Origin of the sequence: Methylobacterium sp. W2 (genome assembly GCF_020662345.1) — a bacterium.
Classification (GTDB): Bacteria; Pseudomonadota; Alphaproteobacteria; order Rhizobiales; family Beijerinckiaceae; genus Methylobacterium.
The window spans coordinates 64,768-79,867 of the sequence record NZ_VMOA01000002.1 but is presented as its reverse complement, the minus strand read 5'-3'; the positions used below and the strand labels follow the sequence as shown (position 1 = coordinate 79,867).

The window sequence follows — 15,100 nt, the reverse complement described above, 5'->3', positions numbered from 1 at the left end:
AGCGGATGTCGATCATGGCTTCGATCATCGTCGTATTCACGCCTGCCAGCGGAGGCGGCGCACCGCGTCGCCGCGCGGCCGGTGCCGGCTTAACGCGGCCGGCGGTGGAGCCGGCCGGTGCTCGCTAAAGTGAGGGCGGCGCGGATCGCCTGGCCCCTGATCGATCAAGGCGTCGCGAGCCTCGGCAACTTCCTGTTCACGATCGCCCTCGCGCGGACATTGCCGCCGCAGGAATACGGTGCGTTCGCGCTGCTCTTCGGGATCCTGATGATCCTCTATACCGTCATGTCGTCGGTGCTGTTTTATCCGATGTCGGTCCTGGCCGATCCCGCGGACAGGGGCCGCATCTCCGAACTGATGAGCGCGAGCTTCATCCTGCTCGTCGGCCTGTGCATTCCGGCCGGTCTCGTCCTCGCCGTCACGGCATTCCTCGTCGGCCGACCAGACCTCATCGCGGCGCTGCTCGTCTACTTCTTCGTCTGGCAGGTCCAGGAGGCGTTTCGGCGCTACCTATTCGTGGAATTGCGCTTCGGAGCCGCCGTTCCGGGCGAGATCATCAGCTATCTCGGGCAGATCCTGATCGTCGTCTGGCTCGCGCTCCGGGGTGACCTGACCCTGGAGACCGCTCTCTATGCCATGGCCGCCACATCGGCGGCGGCGGCCATCCTCCAAGGCATACAGGTGGGTTTCTCCCTGCGCCGGCATACGATGTCCGGCATCCGGAGCGTCGCCCTGGAATTCTGGCGCCTCGGCGGATGGGCGCTGGCGAACAATCTCTGCGCCGCCCTGCGGGTCCAGTTCCTGTTCTGGTTCCTGGCCGGCCTTTCCGGGGCCGCTCTGCCGGCGCTGCTCCAGGCCGGCTTCAACATCGTCAACCTGCTCAACCCGCTCATGATCGGGCTCGGCAACATCATCCTCCAGGTCTCCGCGCGGGCGCATGCCGGGGGTAAGGCGGAGGCATGGCGCGCCACCCATCCCCTCGCGCTGTCGGGGATGCCCATCGTGATCGTGTTTCTCGGGGCCATCATCGCGTTTCCCCACGAGGTGCTCGGCCTCATCTACGGAGCCCAGTCTCCCTATGTGGACATCGCGACCCCGGTCCGGCTCCTCGCCATCGCGGCCCTCGCCGCCTTCGTGACGGATATCGTATGCGCCTATTTCCACGGCGTTTCGCAGGCCAAGCAGGCCCTGATCGTGAACGCGGCCGGGGCCGTGGCGACGATCCCGATCGCCATCCCGCTCATCATCGGGTTCGGCCTCAACGGAGCCTGCATTGCCCTCTGCCTCGCGAACGCCGTGCGCCTGATCGTGCTGCACCTCCTCTTCAACAGGCTGATCGCCGCCGATACCGCCGGCCCGTCCTCCGGCAGGGGGCGAGACCATGCCATCCCGACCCGCTCCGTGGACAACCCGGGTGAGGCCATGGGCGGCGCCGTGGCATCACGCGTCGCTGGGATGCCGGCTTCGGAACTGACGCGGACCTGACCGGCGCTCACACCGGATCGGGCCCCGCCGGCGGACCATGGCATCCACTGATGCCGCTGGCCTCGCCGTTCCCGCCGGCACCTGTCCGATCAGCCCTTGCGGGGAGTTCCACCACGGCGACGAGCGAGAGTGGGTCACCCCATCCGATCGCCTTCATCGTCAGACGCTCTTCCAGGCCCCTGCGCGGGGCCGCGGCGGTTTGGGCATGCAGATCCGACGCCCCGTCATGGCAATCGGCGCTGAATCCGACCGATGCTCAGCCCCGGCGCGTGCGGCGGACACCCGCCATCGCACGGGCGGAAGGTGATGAGTTCCCCTCACCATCCTCTGGGCTCAGATGAAGGGGCCGATCAGCCGCTCGTACTCGGCCTCGGCGAGGCCATAGCTGTCGCCGGCCAGTTCGACGAGTTTGAGCCGGTCACGGATCGTGATCTGCCCGCGCCGCATCACGATCATCCGCGTGCGCTCCAACTCGTGCAGGGCGACGGTGACGCGCGGGCGGTGCATGCCGAGCATCAGCGCCAGCATCTCATGGGTCATCACCACGCGGCCCTCGTCGAGCCTGTCACTGGCCAGGAGGAGGCAGAGCGCCAGGCGCTCCTCCACCGAATGGTGCCGGTTGGCCAGGGCCATCTGGCTGGTCCAGAGGATGACGACCTGGACGTAGCGCAGGAGGATGTCGCGCAGGGCACTGCTCTGGGCCATCGCCTGGCGCAGGGCGCCCGCGCCCATCCGCAAGGCCCGCCCCGCCACGCGGACCTCCACGGTGAGGGGCGTATGCTCGATGCCGAGCACGAGGGCGGTGCTGACCATTCCATCGCGCCCGACGACGGCGATCTCCACGGTGCCGCGTTCGGCGATCGCCATGGTCACGGAGGCCAGTCCGCTCTCGATGAAATACGCGTGCGGAATGGGCTCGTTGGCTATGACGATCCGCTCACCGACGGTCAGCACCACCTCTTCGAGTTGCGGCAGCATCTGGCTGAAGACTTCGATGGGAAGCGCCCGCAAGAGGCGGTTCTCGACCAACGGCGCCTGGAGCGGCTGGAGTCGTGAGTTCATGAGTGACGCTCCGGCAAGCATCTCGCCTATACTTTCAAGGAACTCGGAATACACAATGGCGAAGACTCGCATCCTGCAGAGTATTGATTAAAATTCCAGTAAAATAGTACAATATTAAGTACTAGGCCTGACCTCAATGTGTATTTTAATTCGTGGCATCTGAGCTTTGACGATGCGCGCGAGTGATCGGGATGCCGAGGCCGAGCCGCGTGTCCAAGGCGGCCGGCTCCCGCCTCCGCCCGTGGCGGGGGGGAGGGCGCGAGCCTGCGTCCACATGCATCCTGCAAGTGCGAGGCGGATGGTCATTCGGCTCGCGACGCCCGAACGGCGTCGATGTCCGCCGCGCAGGCCGTGGGGGAGGTGCCGGTTCCCGTATCAGCGCGCCGGGAGGGAGCCCGGCTTGGGCAGGGCCAGGCTCGTCCGGATCGGGATCGTCGGCGGTTCGCGGCGGACGTCGATGATATCGCCCGGCTGGAGAAGCGCACGCTCGTTCGCCTCGAAGGTCTCTGTCCGCTCGCCGACGGCGCGCGTGATGAAGACCTTCCGCGCCGGGGTACCGGGAGTGGCGGCACCGAGCATGCCGCCGGACTGGAGGCGCGCCTCCCGGATCTCGCGGGCGCTCGGCAACTGCATCTCCACTTCGGTCAGGCGCGTGGTCACGTCCTGCAATTCGGTGAGGATGCGGCGGTGATAGGTATCGGTGAGTTCCTGGGCGCGCAGGGCGAGGTCGCCGATCGCCAGATCGAGCCGGGCGAGTTCGGAGTTCAGCCGCGCGATGGTCCCCTTGTTCCGGGCCTCCTCGCGCTGCAGTTCGATCCCCTGGTACCGCCGCGCCAGACCGTTGCTGATGAGCTTCTCGTAATCCTCGAGATGGGACTGGATCAGCCGGAGCTGGATCTCCTCCGCCTTGCGTTGCGCCTCGACGCCGGCGATCTCCGCCTCGATCCGCGGCTTCTGCGCACGGAGCATCTCGGCGGATTGCGCGAAGGCACTCCGCTGCGCCTTCAGGATCCCGCGTTCCTCCGCGAGGAGGCGGGTGAAGCCCTCGTCGCGCTCGCTGCCGCGTGGCGGGGTGAAATCCTCGCGGTCTTGCCGCTGCGCTTCCAGCCTCTCGCGACGGACCATGAGCAGGCGCAGGGTCGCCTCCAAGACCCGGACCCGCTCGTCTGAGCTGAGGAATTCCGTGCGTTGGGAGATCTGCGCCTGTTCGGGCAACGCGAAGCCGCCGGCCAGGGCGATGCCGCTCAGGACCGAGGCGCCGTAGCGGAACGGGTAGCTCCCCGCGACGCGCACATCGCCGAGGAGATAGATCGGCCGCATCTCCGTGATGCGCAGGCTCACCACCGGCTGTTGCAGGAAGCCGTCGGCCAGATGGCTGACGATCTGCTTTTGCGCCTCCGGCAAGGTCATCGCCGACACGGAGACTTCGCCGACCAGGGGCAGGAACAGCGCGCCGCTGCCATTGACCACGAACTCGCCCGAGAGTTCGGCCTGGCCATAGACCGACAATCCGAGCCGGTCTCCGGGCGCGAGGCGGTAGTTGGAATCCTGGGCGCTGGCCGCCCCGCCGAGGGCGACCCACAGGGCGAGTGCCGCAATGCGGTGGGGCACGCGCACCAAGCGCGTCCGTCGATGCTGTCTCATCATGGATCAACCGACCGCTTGTCTGGTGAGGCCTATCTCGCAGGATCACCGATAGTCTAAACTGCAGGAATTCCGGCTCCGGCATCGCCTTTCGGACGATCGCAGTTCTACAAGGAGTTAATCCTTCCGAAGAACGACCATGTTCTGAAATCTAATCGGCAATTTTTGGCGTCGATCCGCAGTAATATTCGATGGTAGTATTCCTTATTCGGTCATGAGCCCTGCCCTATGCACCGGATGCGCCACTTGTAGTGTGCGATGATTGTCCGCCATGGTTCGGCGGCGCTCCGAGTTCCTCGCCGAGGGGAACGGTAGGGCGAGATCACCGACGGAACGCTCGTTCCCGTCTCGGACGCGACCTTCGTCGGTCCTGGGAATGAGCCGGAGGGGCACCGACAATGAAGCGCATCCTCGTAACGGGTGGGGCCGGGTTCATCGGGTCTCATCTTTGTGGACGTCTGATCAAGCAGGGAAACGAAGTTCTCTGCGTCGACAATTTCCTGACAGGTGCGCGCTCGAACCTGGATAAGCTGCTCACGCACCAATCCTTCGAGCTCCTTCGCCACGACGTGACGTTCCCGCTCTACGTGGAGGTCGACGAGATCTATAATCTCGCCTGCCCCGCCTCGCCGGTTCACTATCAGCGCGATCCCGTCCAGACGACGAAGACCAGCGTGATGGGCGCGATCAACATGCTCGGCCTGTCCAAGCGTCTTCACGCCCGCATCCTCCAGGCCTCGACCAGCGAGGTCTATGGCGATCCGGACGTTCACCCCCAGCCCGAGGGCTATTGCGGCCATGTCAGCATCGTCGGGCCGCGCGCCTGTTACGACGAGGGCAAGCGCTGCGCCGAAACGCTGTTCCACGATTACCGCCGACAACATCGGATGTCGGTGCGCGTGGCGCGGATCTTCAACACCTACGGACCGAACATGCACCCGCAGGATGGCCGGGTGATCTCGAACTTCATCGTCCAGGCGCTGACGCATCAGCCGATCACGATCTACGGCGACGGCTCCCAGACCCGGTCGTTCTGCTACGTGGACGATCTCGTCGAAGGCTTGCTCCGCCTGATGGCGGTGGAGGAGGAGCCCGGCGACGTGGTCAACCTTGGCAACCCGTCCGAGATCAACGTCCTCGCCCTGGCCGAACGCATCGTGCAGCTGTGCAACTCGCGCTCGACGATCGAATGCCGGCCCTTGCCCCAGGACGACCCGAAGCGGCGATGCCCCGACATTTCCCGCGCCCGCGAGAAGCTGAGATGGTCGCCGCGGGTCGATCTCGATACCGGTCTGGTGCGGACGATCGCCTATTTCGAAGCGCGGCTCATCCAGAAGGGCTCGCCGATTCATGCCCTGCGCGAACTGGCCCGCTCCGAGCCCCTGACGCAGGTCGCGGGATGACCGACGATCTCACGCCGAGCGGCGCCGACCTGAATCGCTGGGCGCAATCGGTGCGCCCGGAAACCCACCGCCGCCAGGCGGTCGAGGTAACGGGCGCGGAGAGGGCGGGGGCCTCACCCGCCCCCGTGGGAGGCTGGGAGCTGCCGCGCGCCACGGTTCTGGGGCTCGGCGTCAGCGCCATCACCTTCGCGGACGCCATCGCGGCCATCGATGCCTTCGTCCGCTCGCGGACGCCGCATTACGTCTGCATCACCGGGGCCCATGGGGTGATCGAGAGCAGGAGCGACCCGCGCTTGCTCGCGATCCACAACGCGGCGGATCTCGTGACGCCGGACGGCATGCCCCTCGTCTGGATGTCGCGGCTCCTCGGCCATACGGCGACCGAGCGGGTCTACGGCCCCGACCTGATGCGTGCGATCACGCGCCTGTCGCCGGCCCGCGGCTATCGCCATTTCTACTACGGCGGAGCACCCGGCGTGGCTGAAGCCCTGAGCGCCCGCCTCAGCGATGCGCATCCGGGGCTTTCCGTGGTCGGCACCTGCTGCCCTCCGTTCCGCAGCCTGTCGCGGGAGGAGGACGAGGCGGTGGTGGCACAGATCAATGCCGCGCGGCCGGACATCGTCTGGGTAGGCCTGAGCACGCCCAAGCAGGAGAACTGGATGGCCTCCCATCTCGGACGCATCGATGCGCCGGTGATGATCGGCGTCGGCGCCGCCTTCGATTTCCTGGCGGGCACCAAGCGGCAGGCCCCGGTCTGGATGCAGAAGCGGGGCCTCGAATGGCTGTTCCGCCTCGTGAGCGAACCGAGGCGGCTCTTCGCCCGCTACATGAAGATCGTCCCCCTGTTCCTGCTTCTCGCCGCCGGGCAACTCATCAGGACATGGTTCGCCCGTCGGTTCCGAGACGGCGACGGAGCCTCCCCCGCGATGCCGGCCCCGCCGCCTCATCGTCCCGGATGATGCTCGCTCCCGGTCCGTGCCGGGCTCGCCCCCGTCGCGACGCTATCCCGCTTCCTCTCGTTCCAGGGCCGGCATGGCCTCGCGTTTCCGGAATGGCTTCCCATGAGCACCACCGACAGCATCATCCTCGCGGGCCCTGCGGTCGAGCGGGCCAAGCCGGTGGAGTCCGAACTCCGGCCGGGACGGCGGCGGGCCATCGTCACGGCGGTTCTGGTCGGGGGGGATCTCTTCTTCTCAGGCGTGGCGGGCCTCGTGCCCGGGCCGCTGACCGGCTGGCTGCCGCTGACGGATTGGCTGGGGCCCGCCACCTCGGTGCCGATTCCCCCCGTCGGCATCGTGCTCATCCTGGCGGTGTTCGGGCTCTATTCCAGCTATGGGCCGAGCCCGCCCGAGCGGTTGCGATTGCGCGTCCTCGGGGTCTGCATCTACGCGATCAGCTGCCTGCTAGTCGTGAGCGCTCAGGGGCCGACAGCGCGGGGCGTCGCCGATATCGCGGTGGTGTCGGCGCTTCTGGTGGTGATCGGCTTCTATGGCGAATCCGCGCTGAGGAGCATGCTGATCCGGTGGAAGCTCTGGGGGGCTCTTACCGTGATCGTGGGAGCCGACACCGCCGGGCGCAGCCTGGCCGACACTCTCCTCGCTCAGCCGGAACTCGGGTTCCGGCCGGTGGGCTTCCTCGCCGAGCGCGGGCAGGAGCCGGTCCGGATGGAGGGGCTGCCCATCCTCGGCATGATCGACGAGACCCCGGCGGTGCCCGTGGAGGTGCTGCTGTTCTCGTCCTGCGCCACCCTCGCCCTGTACGACGGCAAGGGGACGAGCCGGTCTCCCGCTCCGCGCACGGTGCTGGTCCAGCAGATCCACGACTTGCAGACCATGTGGGTTCAGGTGCAGCCCCTCGGCAGCGCCATCGGCCTCGAAATCCGGCGCGAACTGTACCGGCCGCGCAACCTCGCCCTCAAGCGCGTGATCGACTGCACCCTCGCAAGCCTCGGCCTCATCGTGGCCCTTCCGGTGATCGTGATCCTCGCCGCAGCGATCCGCAGCCTCGATCCGGGCAGTCCGTTCTACGTCCAGATCCGCGTGGGACGGCATGGACGGCCGATCCGGGTCCTGAAGTTGCGGACGATGTATTCCGACGCGGAGCGCCGTCTGCACGCCCATCTCGAATCCTGCCCGGCGGCCCGTGAGGAATGGCAGCGCTTCTTCAAGCTCTCGGCCGATCCGCGAATCCTGCCGAAGGTCGGGCATTTCATCCGGCGAACGAGTCTAGACGAGCTGCCGCAGCTCTGGAACATCCTGCGCGGCGACATGAGCCTCGTCGGGCCGAGGCCGTTTCCGGCCTATCACATGGACGGGTTCGACCCCGAGTTCCGCGCGCTTCGCACCAGCGTGCCGCCCGGCCTGACCGGCCTCTGGCAGATCTCGTCGAGAAGCGACGGCGATCTCCACGTCCAGCGCAGCCAGGACACCTATTACATCCGCAACTGGTCGCCGTGGCTCGACCTCTACATCCTGATGGGAACGGTCTCGGCCGTCCTCGGCGCCAAGGGCGCGCGGTAACCCGCAGCCAGTCAGGGGCGACGATGCCCGTATCGGCCGATCGGACGGCGCGTGCCGTCTTCATTTCACGCGTCTCGGCCCTCGGTGTCGATCCAGCCGGCGCAAAGCGCGACCCGACCCGCCGCGATGAGGAATGATTTCGGCCGAACCGGCTAATCGTTCCGGGCCGGCTTCGCCGTGCCGATCCGCGGGCGACGCATCAAGCCCCGGTGGGTGCGGTTCGTGGCGCCAATTCTTCGCGCCAGTTCTTCACGCTACGTCTTCGCGGCGCCGCAGATCTCGACTCTGCATGGCGGCCATTCGCGGGATCTTTCCGACATCCATGTCGCGAGCCGGCACCGGCGCATCGCTACTTCGAGCAGCGATCGGTGCTCCATCCCGGCTGTGCCGAACCCTTTGAGAATCCTTGAGATACGCCCGGACCCGCATCCGCCGCCGGCTGAGAAATCGATCTCCCTGCGATCCCGAATCGATGCCCTGCCACCGTGTCAGTGGCGGGTCGTGGGAAGTTTAGTATCAGCGCTCTGACACATTTAGAACAATATTGGAAAGATAGCTTAGCTTAGAAATCAGTTGATTTCTCTCAATAGCTAATTGATTTGTACATAAGAGTACATTTATCAGAGGTAAATCTTCTTAATTGTGAGATTAAAGAGAAATAGCTCGATATTTCTCTTTGTCCGGCCATGGCTTGGCCGGGGAGGTCATCGATGCTGCGGTGTCGATGCGAAGGAATGGCCGTGTCTACTCGCACGGACCATGAGCGATCGGCGTCCCCGCCGATCACTGAAAACGTTGGAGAAACAATGCATCAGGTAATTGGCGGCAATCCGAATCAAGATCTCGTATCGCCCGTGTCGGCGCCCGTTGATTCGATTGCCTTGACGCGTCACGACGGCCCGATCCAGTCGGAATATGCCGGCCAGGTCATCGAGAATCTCGACATCTACGCCGAGGGCACCGCCGCCGTGTCGATCCAGCACGACGGCGTCGTGCTCAGGAACGTCAGGATCCATCATTCCGACGGCGTCGGGGTGTCGGTGATCGGCGCCGATGGCGTCCGTATCGAGAACAGCGAGATCATCAATGCGGGGGCACCCGCTTCGGGGCCGGAGACCGATACGGGCCAGAACAACATCGATGTCGACCGGGGAACCAACCTCACCGTCACCGGCACGACCCTGCGCGAGGGCTCGTCGGGCATCTATCTGCTCAACTCGCCCGGCGCGGCCCTCAGCGGCATCGAGGGGTACGACTTCCACGGGCCTTTCCCGCGCGGACAGCTCGTGCAGTTCGATAAGTCGCCGGATTCGACCCTCGACACCTTCTACGTCAAAAACAATCCCGACGTTGCCTGGACCGAAGACAACATCTCCGTCTACCAGAGCGCCAACGTCACCATCTCCAACGGCGTCATCGACGGCAACAACTCGCCGAGCGGCGTCGGCGTGATGTTCGAGGAAGGGTCCACCGGCGGCAGGGTCAGCCACGTCGACGCGATCCACATGGGGAACGGCGCCTTCTCCACCTATACTGACGATGTCAGTTTCGACCACACCCGGTCGATCGACAACATTGCCACGGATCAGGGACGGGGCGCTCCGCTCTCCAACGCCCTCATCTGGAACACGTCCGGGGAGGGCGTGTCGGTCACCAACTCGTCCTACGAGAATGCGGGCAATCCCACCAACATTCTGTGGGGTGAGGTTGCGGCCACCGTGGCCGATGTCACCGAAGCGGACATTGCACCCCAAGCCCATTGGACCAATGGGTTCGCGTGGAACGGCGATACCCCGATCGTGACGATCCCCGAGCCCGTCGACCCAGCGCCGGTGTTGCCCGTACCGGATCCCGTCGAAGTCCCGCCGGTGGTGACGGTGCCCGATCCCATCGAGACGCCGCCGACCGTGCCGGTCGATTCGATCGCCCTGACGCGTCACGACGGCCCGATCCAGTCGGAGTATGCCGGCCAGGTCATCGAGAACCTCGACATCTACGCCGAGGGTACCGCCGCCGTGTCGATCCAGCACGACGGCGTCGTGCTCAGGAACGTCAGGATCCATCATTCCGACGGTGTCGGGGTGTCGGTGATCGGCGCCGATGGCGTCCGCATCGAGAACAGCGAGATCATCAATGCGGGGGCACCCGCTTCGGGGCCGGAGACCGATACGGGCCAGAACAACATCGATGTCGACCGGGGAACCAACCTCACCGTCATCGACACGACCCTGCGCGAGGGCTCGTCGGGCATCTACCTGCTCAATTCGCCCGGCGCGGCCCTCAGCGGCATCGAGGGGTACGACTTCCACGGGCCATTCCCGCGTGGACAGCTCGTGCAGTTCGACAAGTCGCCGGATTCGACCCTCGATACCTTCTACGTCAAGAACGACGCTGCCACGTCCTGGACCGAAGACAACATTTCCGTCTACCAGAGCGCCAACGTTACCATCTCCAACGGCGTCATCGACGGCAACAATTCGCCGAGCGGCGTCGGCGTGATGTTCGAGGAAGGGTCCACCGGCGGCAGGGTCAGCCACGTCGACGCGATCCACATGGGGAACGGCGCCTTCTCCACTTATACCGACGATGTCAGCTTCGACTTTACCCGGTCGTTTGACAACATTGCCACGGATCAGGGACGGGGGGCGCCGCTCTCCAACGCCCTCATCTGGAACACGTCCGGGGAGGGCGTGTCGGTCACCAACTCGTCCTACGAGAATGCGGGCAATCCCACCAACATTCTGTGGGGCGAGGTTGCGGCCACCGTGGCTGATGCCACCGAAGCGGACATCACACCGCAGGCACACTTGATCAACGAGTTCGCGTGGAGCTGAAACCGACCTGACACCATCATGCGTCCGGGCTGATCGAAAGATCGGTCCGGGTGCGGATCGATTGCGCTTGTCCCAAAGCTTTACTCTGCGGGATAAGCGCTTTCATGGTGATAGTTCAGTTGATCGAGTGATCGTCCCATTCAATATATTGGCGTTGTTCGGGCCAAAAAAATATACATATCAGCCCGATGCTGCCAAATACGGAAACAAAGGCGGAGATCCAGAATATGATGTCCAGCACGGCGCCCTCCGGTCGTGCAATGGGGCCAGATCTTTTTTCGCCGATGAAAGATCGACTGTCAATTACGCCGTAATTTCTATGGTATTCGATCGAGAATCTGCAGTGCGGCTGAATTCAGTCCTGAAACAGGACGGATGTCGCGGGTCGTCTCGTGCGAGAAAAAGCGGATAAGCCCGGCACCGCGAAAGTCGGACACGAATCGGGTTACGCTGTCCGCGACGGTGCGGGCGCCCACCTTACTCCGCCACCGCCTCGGCCATGAACTTCGCATGGCCCTTCGCGCGCAGATCGCAGGCTGGGCAGGTGCCGCAGCCGTAGCCCCAGGCGTGGCGTTCCCCGCGCGTCCCGAGGTAGCAGGTGTGGGTGTCCTCGACGATGAGGTCCACCAGGGGTTGGCCGCCGAGGTCCTTGGCCATCTTCCAGGTCTCCGCCTTGTCGATCCACATAAGGGGCGTGTGGAGGACGAAGCGGCGGTCCATGCCGAGATTCAGCGCCACTTGGAGCGCCTTGATCGTGTCGTCGCGGCAATCGGGATAACCGGAATAATCCGTCTCGCACATGCCGCCGACGATGTGGCCCAGCGACCGCCGGTAGGCCAAGGCTGCGGCGAAGGTCAGGAAGATGATGTTGCGGCCGGGCACGAACGTGTTGGGCAGGCCACCCGCCTCGAAGGCGATCTCGGTGCTGCGGGTGAGGGAGGTCTCGGAGATTTTGCCGAGGGCATCGAGGCTGATGGTGTGGTCGCGGCCCAGACGCCGGAACCAAGCCGGGTTCATGGCCGCCATCGTCTCGCGCAAGTGGGCCCGCCCGTCGAGCTCGACCCGGTGGCGCTGGTTGTAGTCGAAGCCCAGGGTCTCCACCCGGGGAAAGCGCTCGAGCGCCCAGGCGAGGCAGGTGGTGGAATCCTGTCCGCCCGAGAACAGGACCAGGGCGCCGTCATCGCTCATGGTCAGGATTCGCCTTCGTATTCGGCCCAGGACATCGGGGTCTCCATCACCTTGACCGAGGACAGGCCGGGCAGGGAGGGCTTCGTCCGATGCCAGATCCAGGCCGCGATGTGCTCGGCGGTGGGGTTCTCCAGCCCCTCGATCTCGTTGAGGCAGTAATGGTCGAGCTGGGCCAGGATCGGCGCGAAGGCGTGCTCCACGTCAAAGAAGTCCACCACCCAGCCCGTCGCCGGGTCTACGGCGCCGGAGATCGTCAGCTCGACCCGGTAGGAATGCCCATGCATCCGGTGGCAGCGATGCGTCTCGGGCACGTTAGGCAAGCGGTGCGCCGCCTCGAAGGTGAAGGCTTGGGTGATCTTCATGGACGACTCTACAGAATTTAAACGCGATGGGGTGGCCGGATGGCGGTCACGGAATGCCGATGATCTTGTGAGTCTGCAGCGACAGCCGCCAGCGCGCGTCGCGGCGGCAATACTCCACTGCCGCCCGGGTATGGGCAAGGCGATCGGGGCCGTCCATGGGCTGGAGCCAATGGTGGCGGAAGTCGAGGGCGGCGAAGCGCTCGGGAAGAGCCTCGTCCTGCGGGTAGACCAGCTTCAGCTCGTGTCCGGTGGTCTGGACCAAGGCATTGCCCGCCTTCGGGCTCACGCAGATCCAGTCGATTCCCTCGGGGGCCGCCAGGGTTCCGTTGGTCTCCACTGCGATCTCGAATCCGCGCGCATGCATCGCCGCGATCAGGGCGGGGTCGAGCTGCAGCAGCGGCTCGCCGCCGGTGAAGACCACGTAATGGTGAGAAGCGCCGCCTTCCCAGGTGGCGGCGATGGCGTCGGCCAGAGCCTCAGGCGTCGAAAAGCGCCCGCCACCCTCGCCGTCCATGCCGATGAAGTCCGTGTCGCAGAAGGTGCAGGCGGCCGTGGCGCGGTCCTCCTCGCGGCCGGACCAGAGATTGCAGCCGGCAAACCGGCAGAACACCGCGGCTCGGCCCGCCTGGGCTCCTTCACCCTGGAGGGTGTGGAACAGTTCCTTGACCGCGTAGCCCATCGCTCTCTCAGCCGATCTCCCCGGAAGGCCCCCGTCCCGCGATGGGGAACGGCCTGCCTCCAACATCGCGACGCGATGTGACAGCCCATAGACGCCTCCCCGCTCCGAGGCCATGGGGCGGAGCCCAACGCAACCATGCGCGCGCGGCAACGTCCGGCCTTCGCTCGCATGACGTCTGCCTGACCGGGCCTGTGCATCGCACCAATCGTTCGGCCGCATCGCCATGGTCTCGCCACGGAGACGGCGTTGATGGGCATTCGCGCCGGGCCTTCTCGTAGGGATGGCCGAAGGCTGGCATTCCTCGCCAAAGCGCGGCCGGTGCGCTATTTTTCTTTGGACGGACCGGCCATGATGGCGTCGGGGCGTTCCCTTTCGAGACGGGCCTGATGTCGAACCGATTGTTGCGCCGCCTCGTCCTTGGTCTCGCCACGGCTGCGGGATTGCTCGGAGCGGGTGCGGCCGGCGCGGTGACGGCGCCGATCCTCGTGGTCGAGGTCGATTCCGGCAAGGTCATCTACGCTCAGGGTGCCACCGACCCGTGGTTCCCCGCCTCCATCACCAAGCTGATGACCGCCTACGTCGCCCTCGACATGGTGCGGCAGGGCAAGGTCTCCCTCGACTCGCTCATCACCATCTCGCCCGCCGCCGCCGCCGAGCCGCCCTCGAAGATGGGGTTCCGGCCGGGCACGCAGCTGACCCTCGACAACGCCCTGAAGATCATCATGGTCAAGTCGGCCAACGATGTCGCCTGGGCGATCGGCGAAAATCTCGGCGGCTCCGTCGAAGGCTTCGCAGCCATCATGAACGAGACCGCCGCCCGGATCGGAATGCGCGAGAGTCGCTGGACCAATCCCAACGGCCTGCCGGACGCCCGGCAATGGACCTCGGCCCGCGACATGGCAGTGCTCGGCCGGGCACTGATCCGCGACTTTCCTGACAACCGCGCCCTGTTCTCGATCAGCGCGATCCAGTTCGGCAAGTCGATCATGGCCAATCATAACGGCCTGCTCGGCCGCTATGCCGGGGCCGACGGCATGAAGACCGGATTCATCTGTTCGGGCGGTTTCAACGTCGTGGCCAGCGCCACCCGAAACGGCCGCCGCCTCATCACCATCATCATGGGCCAGCCGAGCGCCCGCGAGCGCGACCTCAAGGCGTCCGACCTGTTCGATTACGGCTTTGCCCAGTCGGCAGGATGGACGGCGCCGACCATCGATTCGCTGCCCGCGTCCGCCATCTCCGAGCCTCCGGACCTGCGTCCCTATATCTGCGACAAGCGCAAGGCCCTGCCCGTCGACGAGGGGCCGGGCCCCATCGCCTCGCAGGCCGGCAGCGAGAACGCCTCGATCCTGGCCGCCGCCGCGCCCGTGGGCTCGGCGCTCGCCTTCGCCACCCTCAACAACGGCTCCCTGAAGGGCCGTGCCCTGCCGCCGCGCGCCCCCCTGCAGCCGATCCTGGTCTGGATCGGCCGCGATCCGGCCGAAGGCGCCATCGCCCTGAACGAGCAGGCCGAGGCCGAGAAGGCGGAACGCGCCGCCAAGATCGCGGAGGCCCGCAAGACGAAGCTCGAGGCCGCGAACGCCAAGCGCGAGGCGTCGAGGCTCGCCAAGCCGGCTGCGAACGGCAAGGGCGTCGTGCCCGCCACCGCCAGCGCCTATGCTCCGGTGGAGACGACGCCGGTGATCGCGGGAGGTGCGAGATCCTCCGCCAAGGTCGATACCGGCAAGAAGCCCGCTGCAAAAACCGCGGCGAAGCCGGCCCACAAGGTCCCGGAAAAGCCGGCGGCGAAGGCTGGCGACAAGACCGCGGCCAAGTCATCCGCCGCCAAGCCCGCTGTGAAGCCTGTGAAGAGCGCCGCCAAGGCATCCGGCACCAGCAAGACTTCCGCTGCGCGATCCGCCGAGGATTGAGCCAGCGGCGGCGG

The 15,100-nt window shown here is 65.8% G+C and carries 11 protein-coding genes; 6 read left to right on the top strand and 5 right to left on the bottom strand.

The annotated features are described in order from the left end of the window. The first annotated feature begins 117 nt into the window (after positions 1-117). On the top strand, positions 118-1,485 hold the full coding sequence (locus tag FPV16_RS26240) for a lipopolysaccharide biosynthesis protein (protein WP_227435628.1): 1,368 nt from the start codon (positions 118-120) through the stop codon (positions 1,483-1,485). A gap of 333 nt (positions 1,486-1,818) precedes the next feature. Here FPV16_RS26240 and FPV16_RS01615 read toward each other — a convergent pair whose 3' ends face one another. Both FPV16_RS01615 and FPV16_RS01610 read right to left on the bottom strand, forming a co-directional pair. Continuing rightward, positions 1,819-2,547, bottom strand: a complete 729-nt coding sequence (locus FPV16_RS01615; protein ID WP_227435627.1) for a Crp/Fnr family transcriptional regulator — start codon at positions 2,545-2,547, stop codon at positions 1,819-1,821. A 375-nt stretch (positions 2,548-2,922) separates the two neighbouring features. Beyond that, positions 2,923-4,164: a polysaccharide biosynthesis/export family protein gene (locus tag FPV16_RS01610; protein WP_227435626.1), complete on the bottom strand. Its 1,242-nt coding sequence runs from the start codon at positions 4,162-4,164 to the stop codon at positions 2,923-2,925. Positions 4,165-4,589: 425 nt separating this feature from the next. Between FPV16_RS01610 and FPV16_RS01605 the strand changes: the two genes are divergently transcribed. The 4 genes from FPV16_RS01605 (at position 4,590) to FPV16_RS01590 (ending at position 10,947) form a co-directional block, all read left to right on the top strand. After that, on the top strand, positions 4,590-5,594 hold the full coding sequence (locus tag FPV16_RS01605) for a UDP-glucuronic acid decarboxylase family protein (RefSeq protein ID WP_027171171.1): 1,005 nt from the start codon (positions 4,590-4,592) through the stop codon (positions 5,592-5,594). After that, a complete protein-coding gene (locus FPV16_RS01600; protein ID WP_227435625.1) occupies positions 5,591-6,553 on the top strand; it encodes a WecB/TagA/CpsF family glycosyltransferase in 963 nt (320 codons plus the stop codon). The genes FPV16_RS01605 and FPV16_RS01600 overlap by 4 nt, the downstream gene beginning before the upstream one ends. Positions 6,554-6,655: 102 nt before the next feature. Next, complete coding sequence (locus FPV16_RS01595) at positions 6,656-8,113, top strand: sugar transferase (protein WP_227435624.1); 1,458 nt, start codon at positions 6,656-6,658, stop codon at positions 8,111-8,113. A gap of 881 nt (positions 8,114-8,994) precedes the next feature. After that, positions 8,995-10,947, top strand: coding sequence for a right-handed parallel beta-helix repeat-containing protein (locus tag FPV16_RS01590; protein WP_227435623.1), 1,953 nt, complete (start codon positions 8,995-8,997; stop codon positions 10,945-10,947). Between the two features lie 477 nt (positions 10,948-11,424). Here FPV16_RS01590 and queC read toward each other — a convergent pair whose 3' ends face one another. From queC to queE, 3 genes are read right to left on the bottom strand one after another with little or no spacing between them, the layout of a single operon-like run. Continuing rightward, entirely contained in the window at positions 11,425-12,135 is a 711-nt protein-coding gene (gene queC, locus FPV16_RS01585; RefSeq protein WP_227435622.1) for a 7-cyano-7-deazaguanine synthase QueC, read from the bottom strand. 2 nt (positions 12,136-12,137) lie between these two features. Next, positions 12,138-12,497, bottom strand: coding sequence for a 6-carboxytetrahydropterin synthase QueD (gene queD / locus FPV16_RS01580; protein WP_227435621.1), 360 nt, complete (start codon positions 12,495-12,497; stop codon positions 12,138-12,140). A 46-nt stretch (positions 12,498-12,543) separates the two neighbouring features. Continuing rightward, the gene (queE, locus tag FPV16_RS01575) at positions 12,544-13,176 is read right to left on the bottom strand and encodes a 7-carboxy-7-deazaguanine synthase (protein WP_227435619.1); all 633 of its coding nucleotides are present in this window, start codon (positions 13,174-13,176) and stop codon (positions 12,544-12,546) included. A 386-nt stretch (positions 13,177-13,562) separates the two neighbouring features. On the opposite strand from queE, the gene FPV16_RS01570 reads away from it, so the two are divergent. Continuing rightward, positions 13,563-15,086 carry a D-alanyl-D-alanine carboxypeptidase family protein gene (locus FPV16_RS01570; protein ID WP_227435617.1) on the top strand — a complete coding sequence of 508 codons (1,524 nt, stop codon included), beginning with the start codon at positions 13,563-13,565 and terminating at the stop codon, positions 15,084-15,086. The last annotated feature ends 14 nt before the right edge of the window (positions 15,087-15,100 follow it).

Coding starts and splice junctions, on each gene's coding strand:
- FPV16_RS01605 (WP_027171171.1), top strand. CDS start 4,590: ATGAAGCGCATCCTCGTAACGGGTGGGGCCGGGTTCATCGGGTCTCAT.
- queC (WP_227435622.1), bottom strand. CDS start 12,135: ATGAGCGATGACGGCGCCCTGGTCCTGTTCTCGGGCGGACAGGATTCC.
- FPV16_RS01600 (WP_227435625.1), top strand. CDS start 5,591: ATGACCGACGATCTCACGCCGAGCGGCGCCGACCTGAATCGCTGGGCG.
- FPV16_RS01570 (WP_227435617.1), top strand. CDS start 13,563: ATGTCGAACCGATTGTTGCGCCGCCTCGTCCTTGGTCTCGCCACGGCT.
- queE (WP_227435619.1), bottom strand. CDS start 13,176: ATGGGCTACGCGGTCAAGGAACTGTTCCACACCCTCCAGGGTGAAGGA.
- FPV16_RS01615 (WP_227435627.1), bottom strand. CDS start 2,547: ATGAACTCACGACTCCAGCCGCTCCAGGCGCCGTTGGTCGAGAACCGC.
- FPV16_RS01595 (WP_227435624.1), top strand. CDS start 6,656: ATGAGCACCACCGACAGCATCATCCTCGCGGGCCCTGCGGTCGAGCGG.
- queD (WP_227435621.1), bottom strand. CDS start 12,497: ATGAAGATCACCCAAGCCTTCACCTTCGAGGCGGCGCACCGCTTGCCT.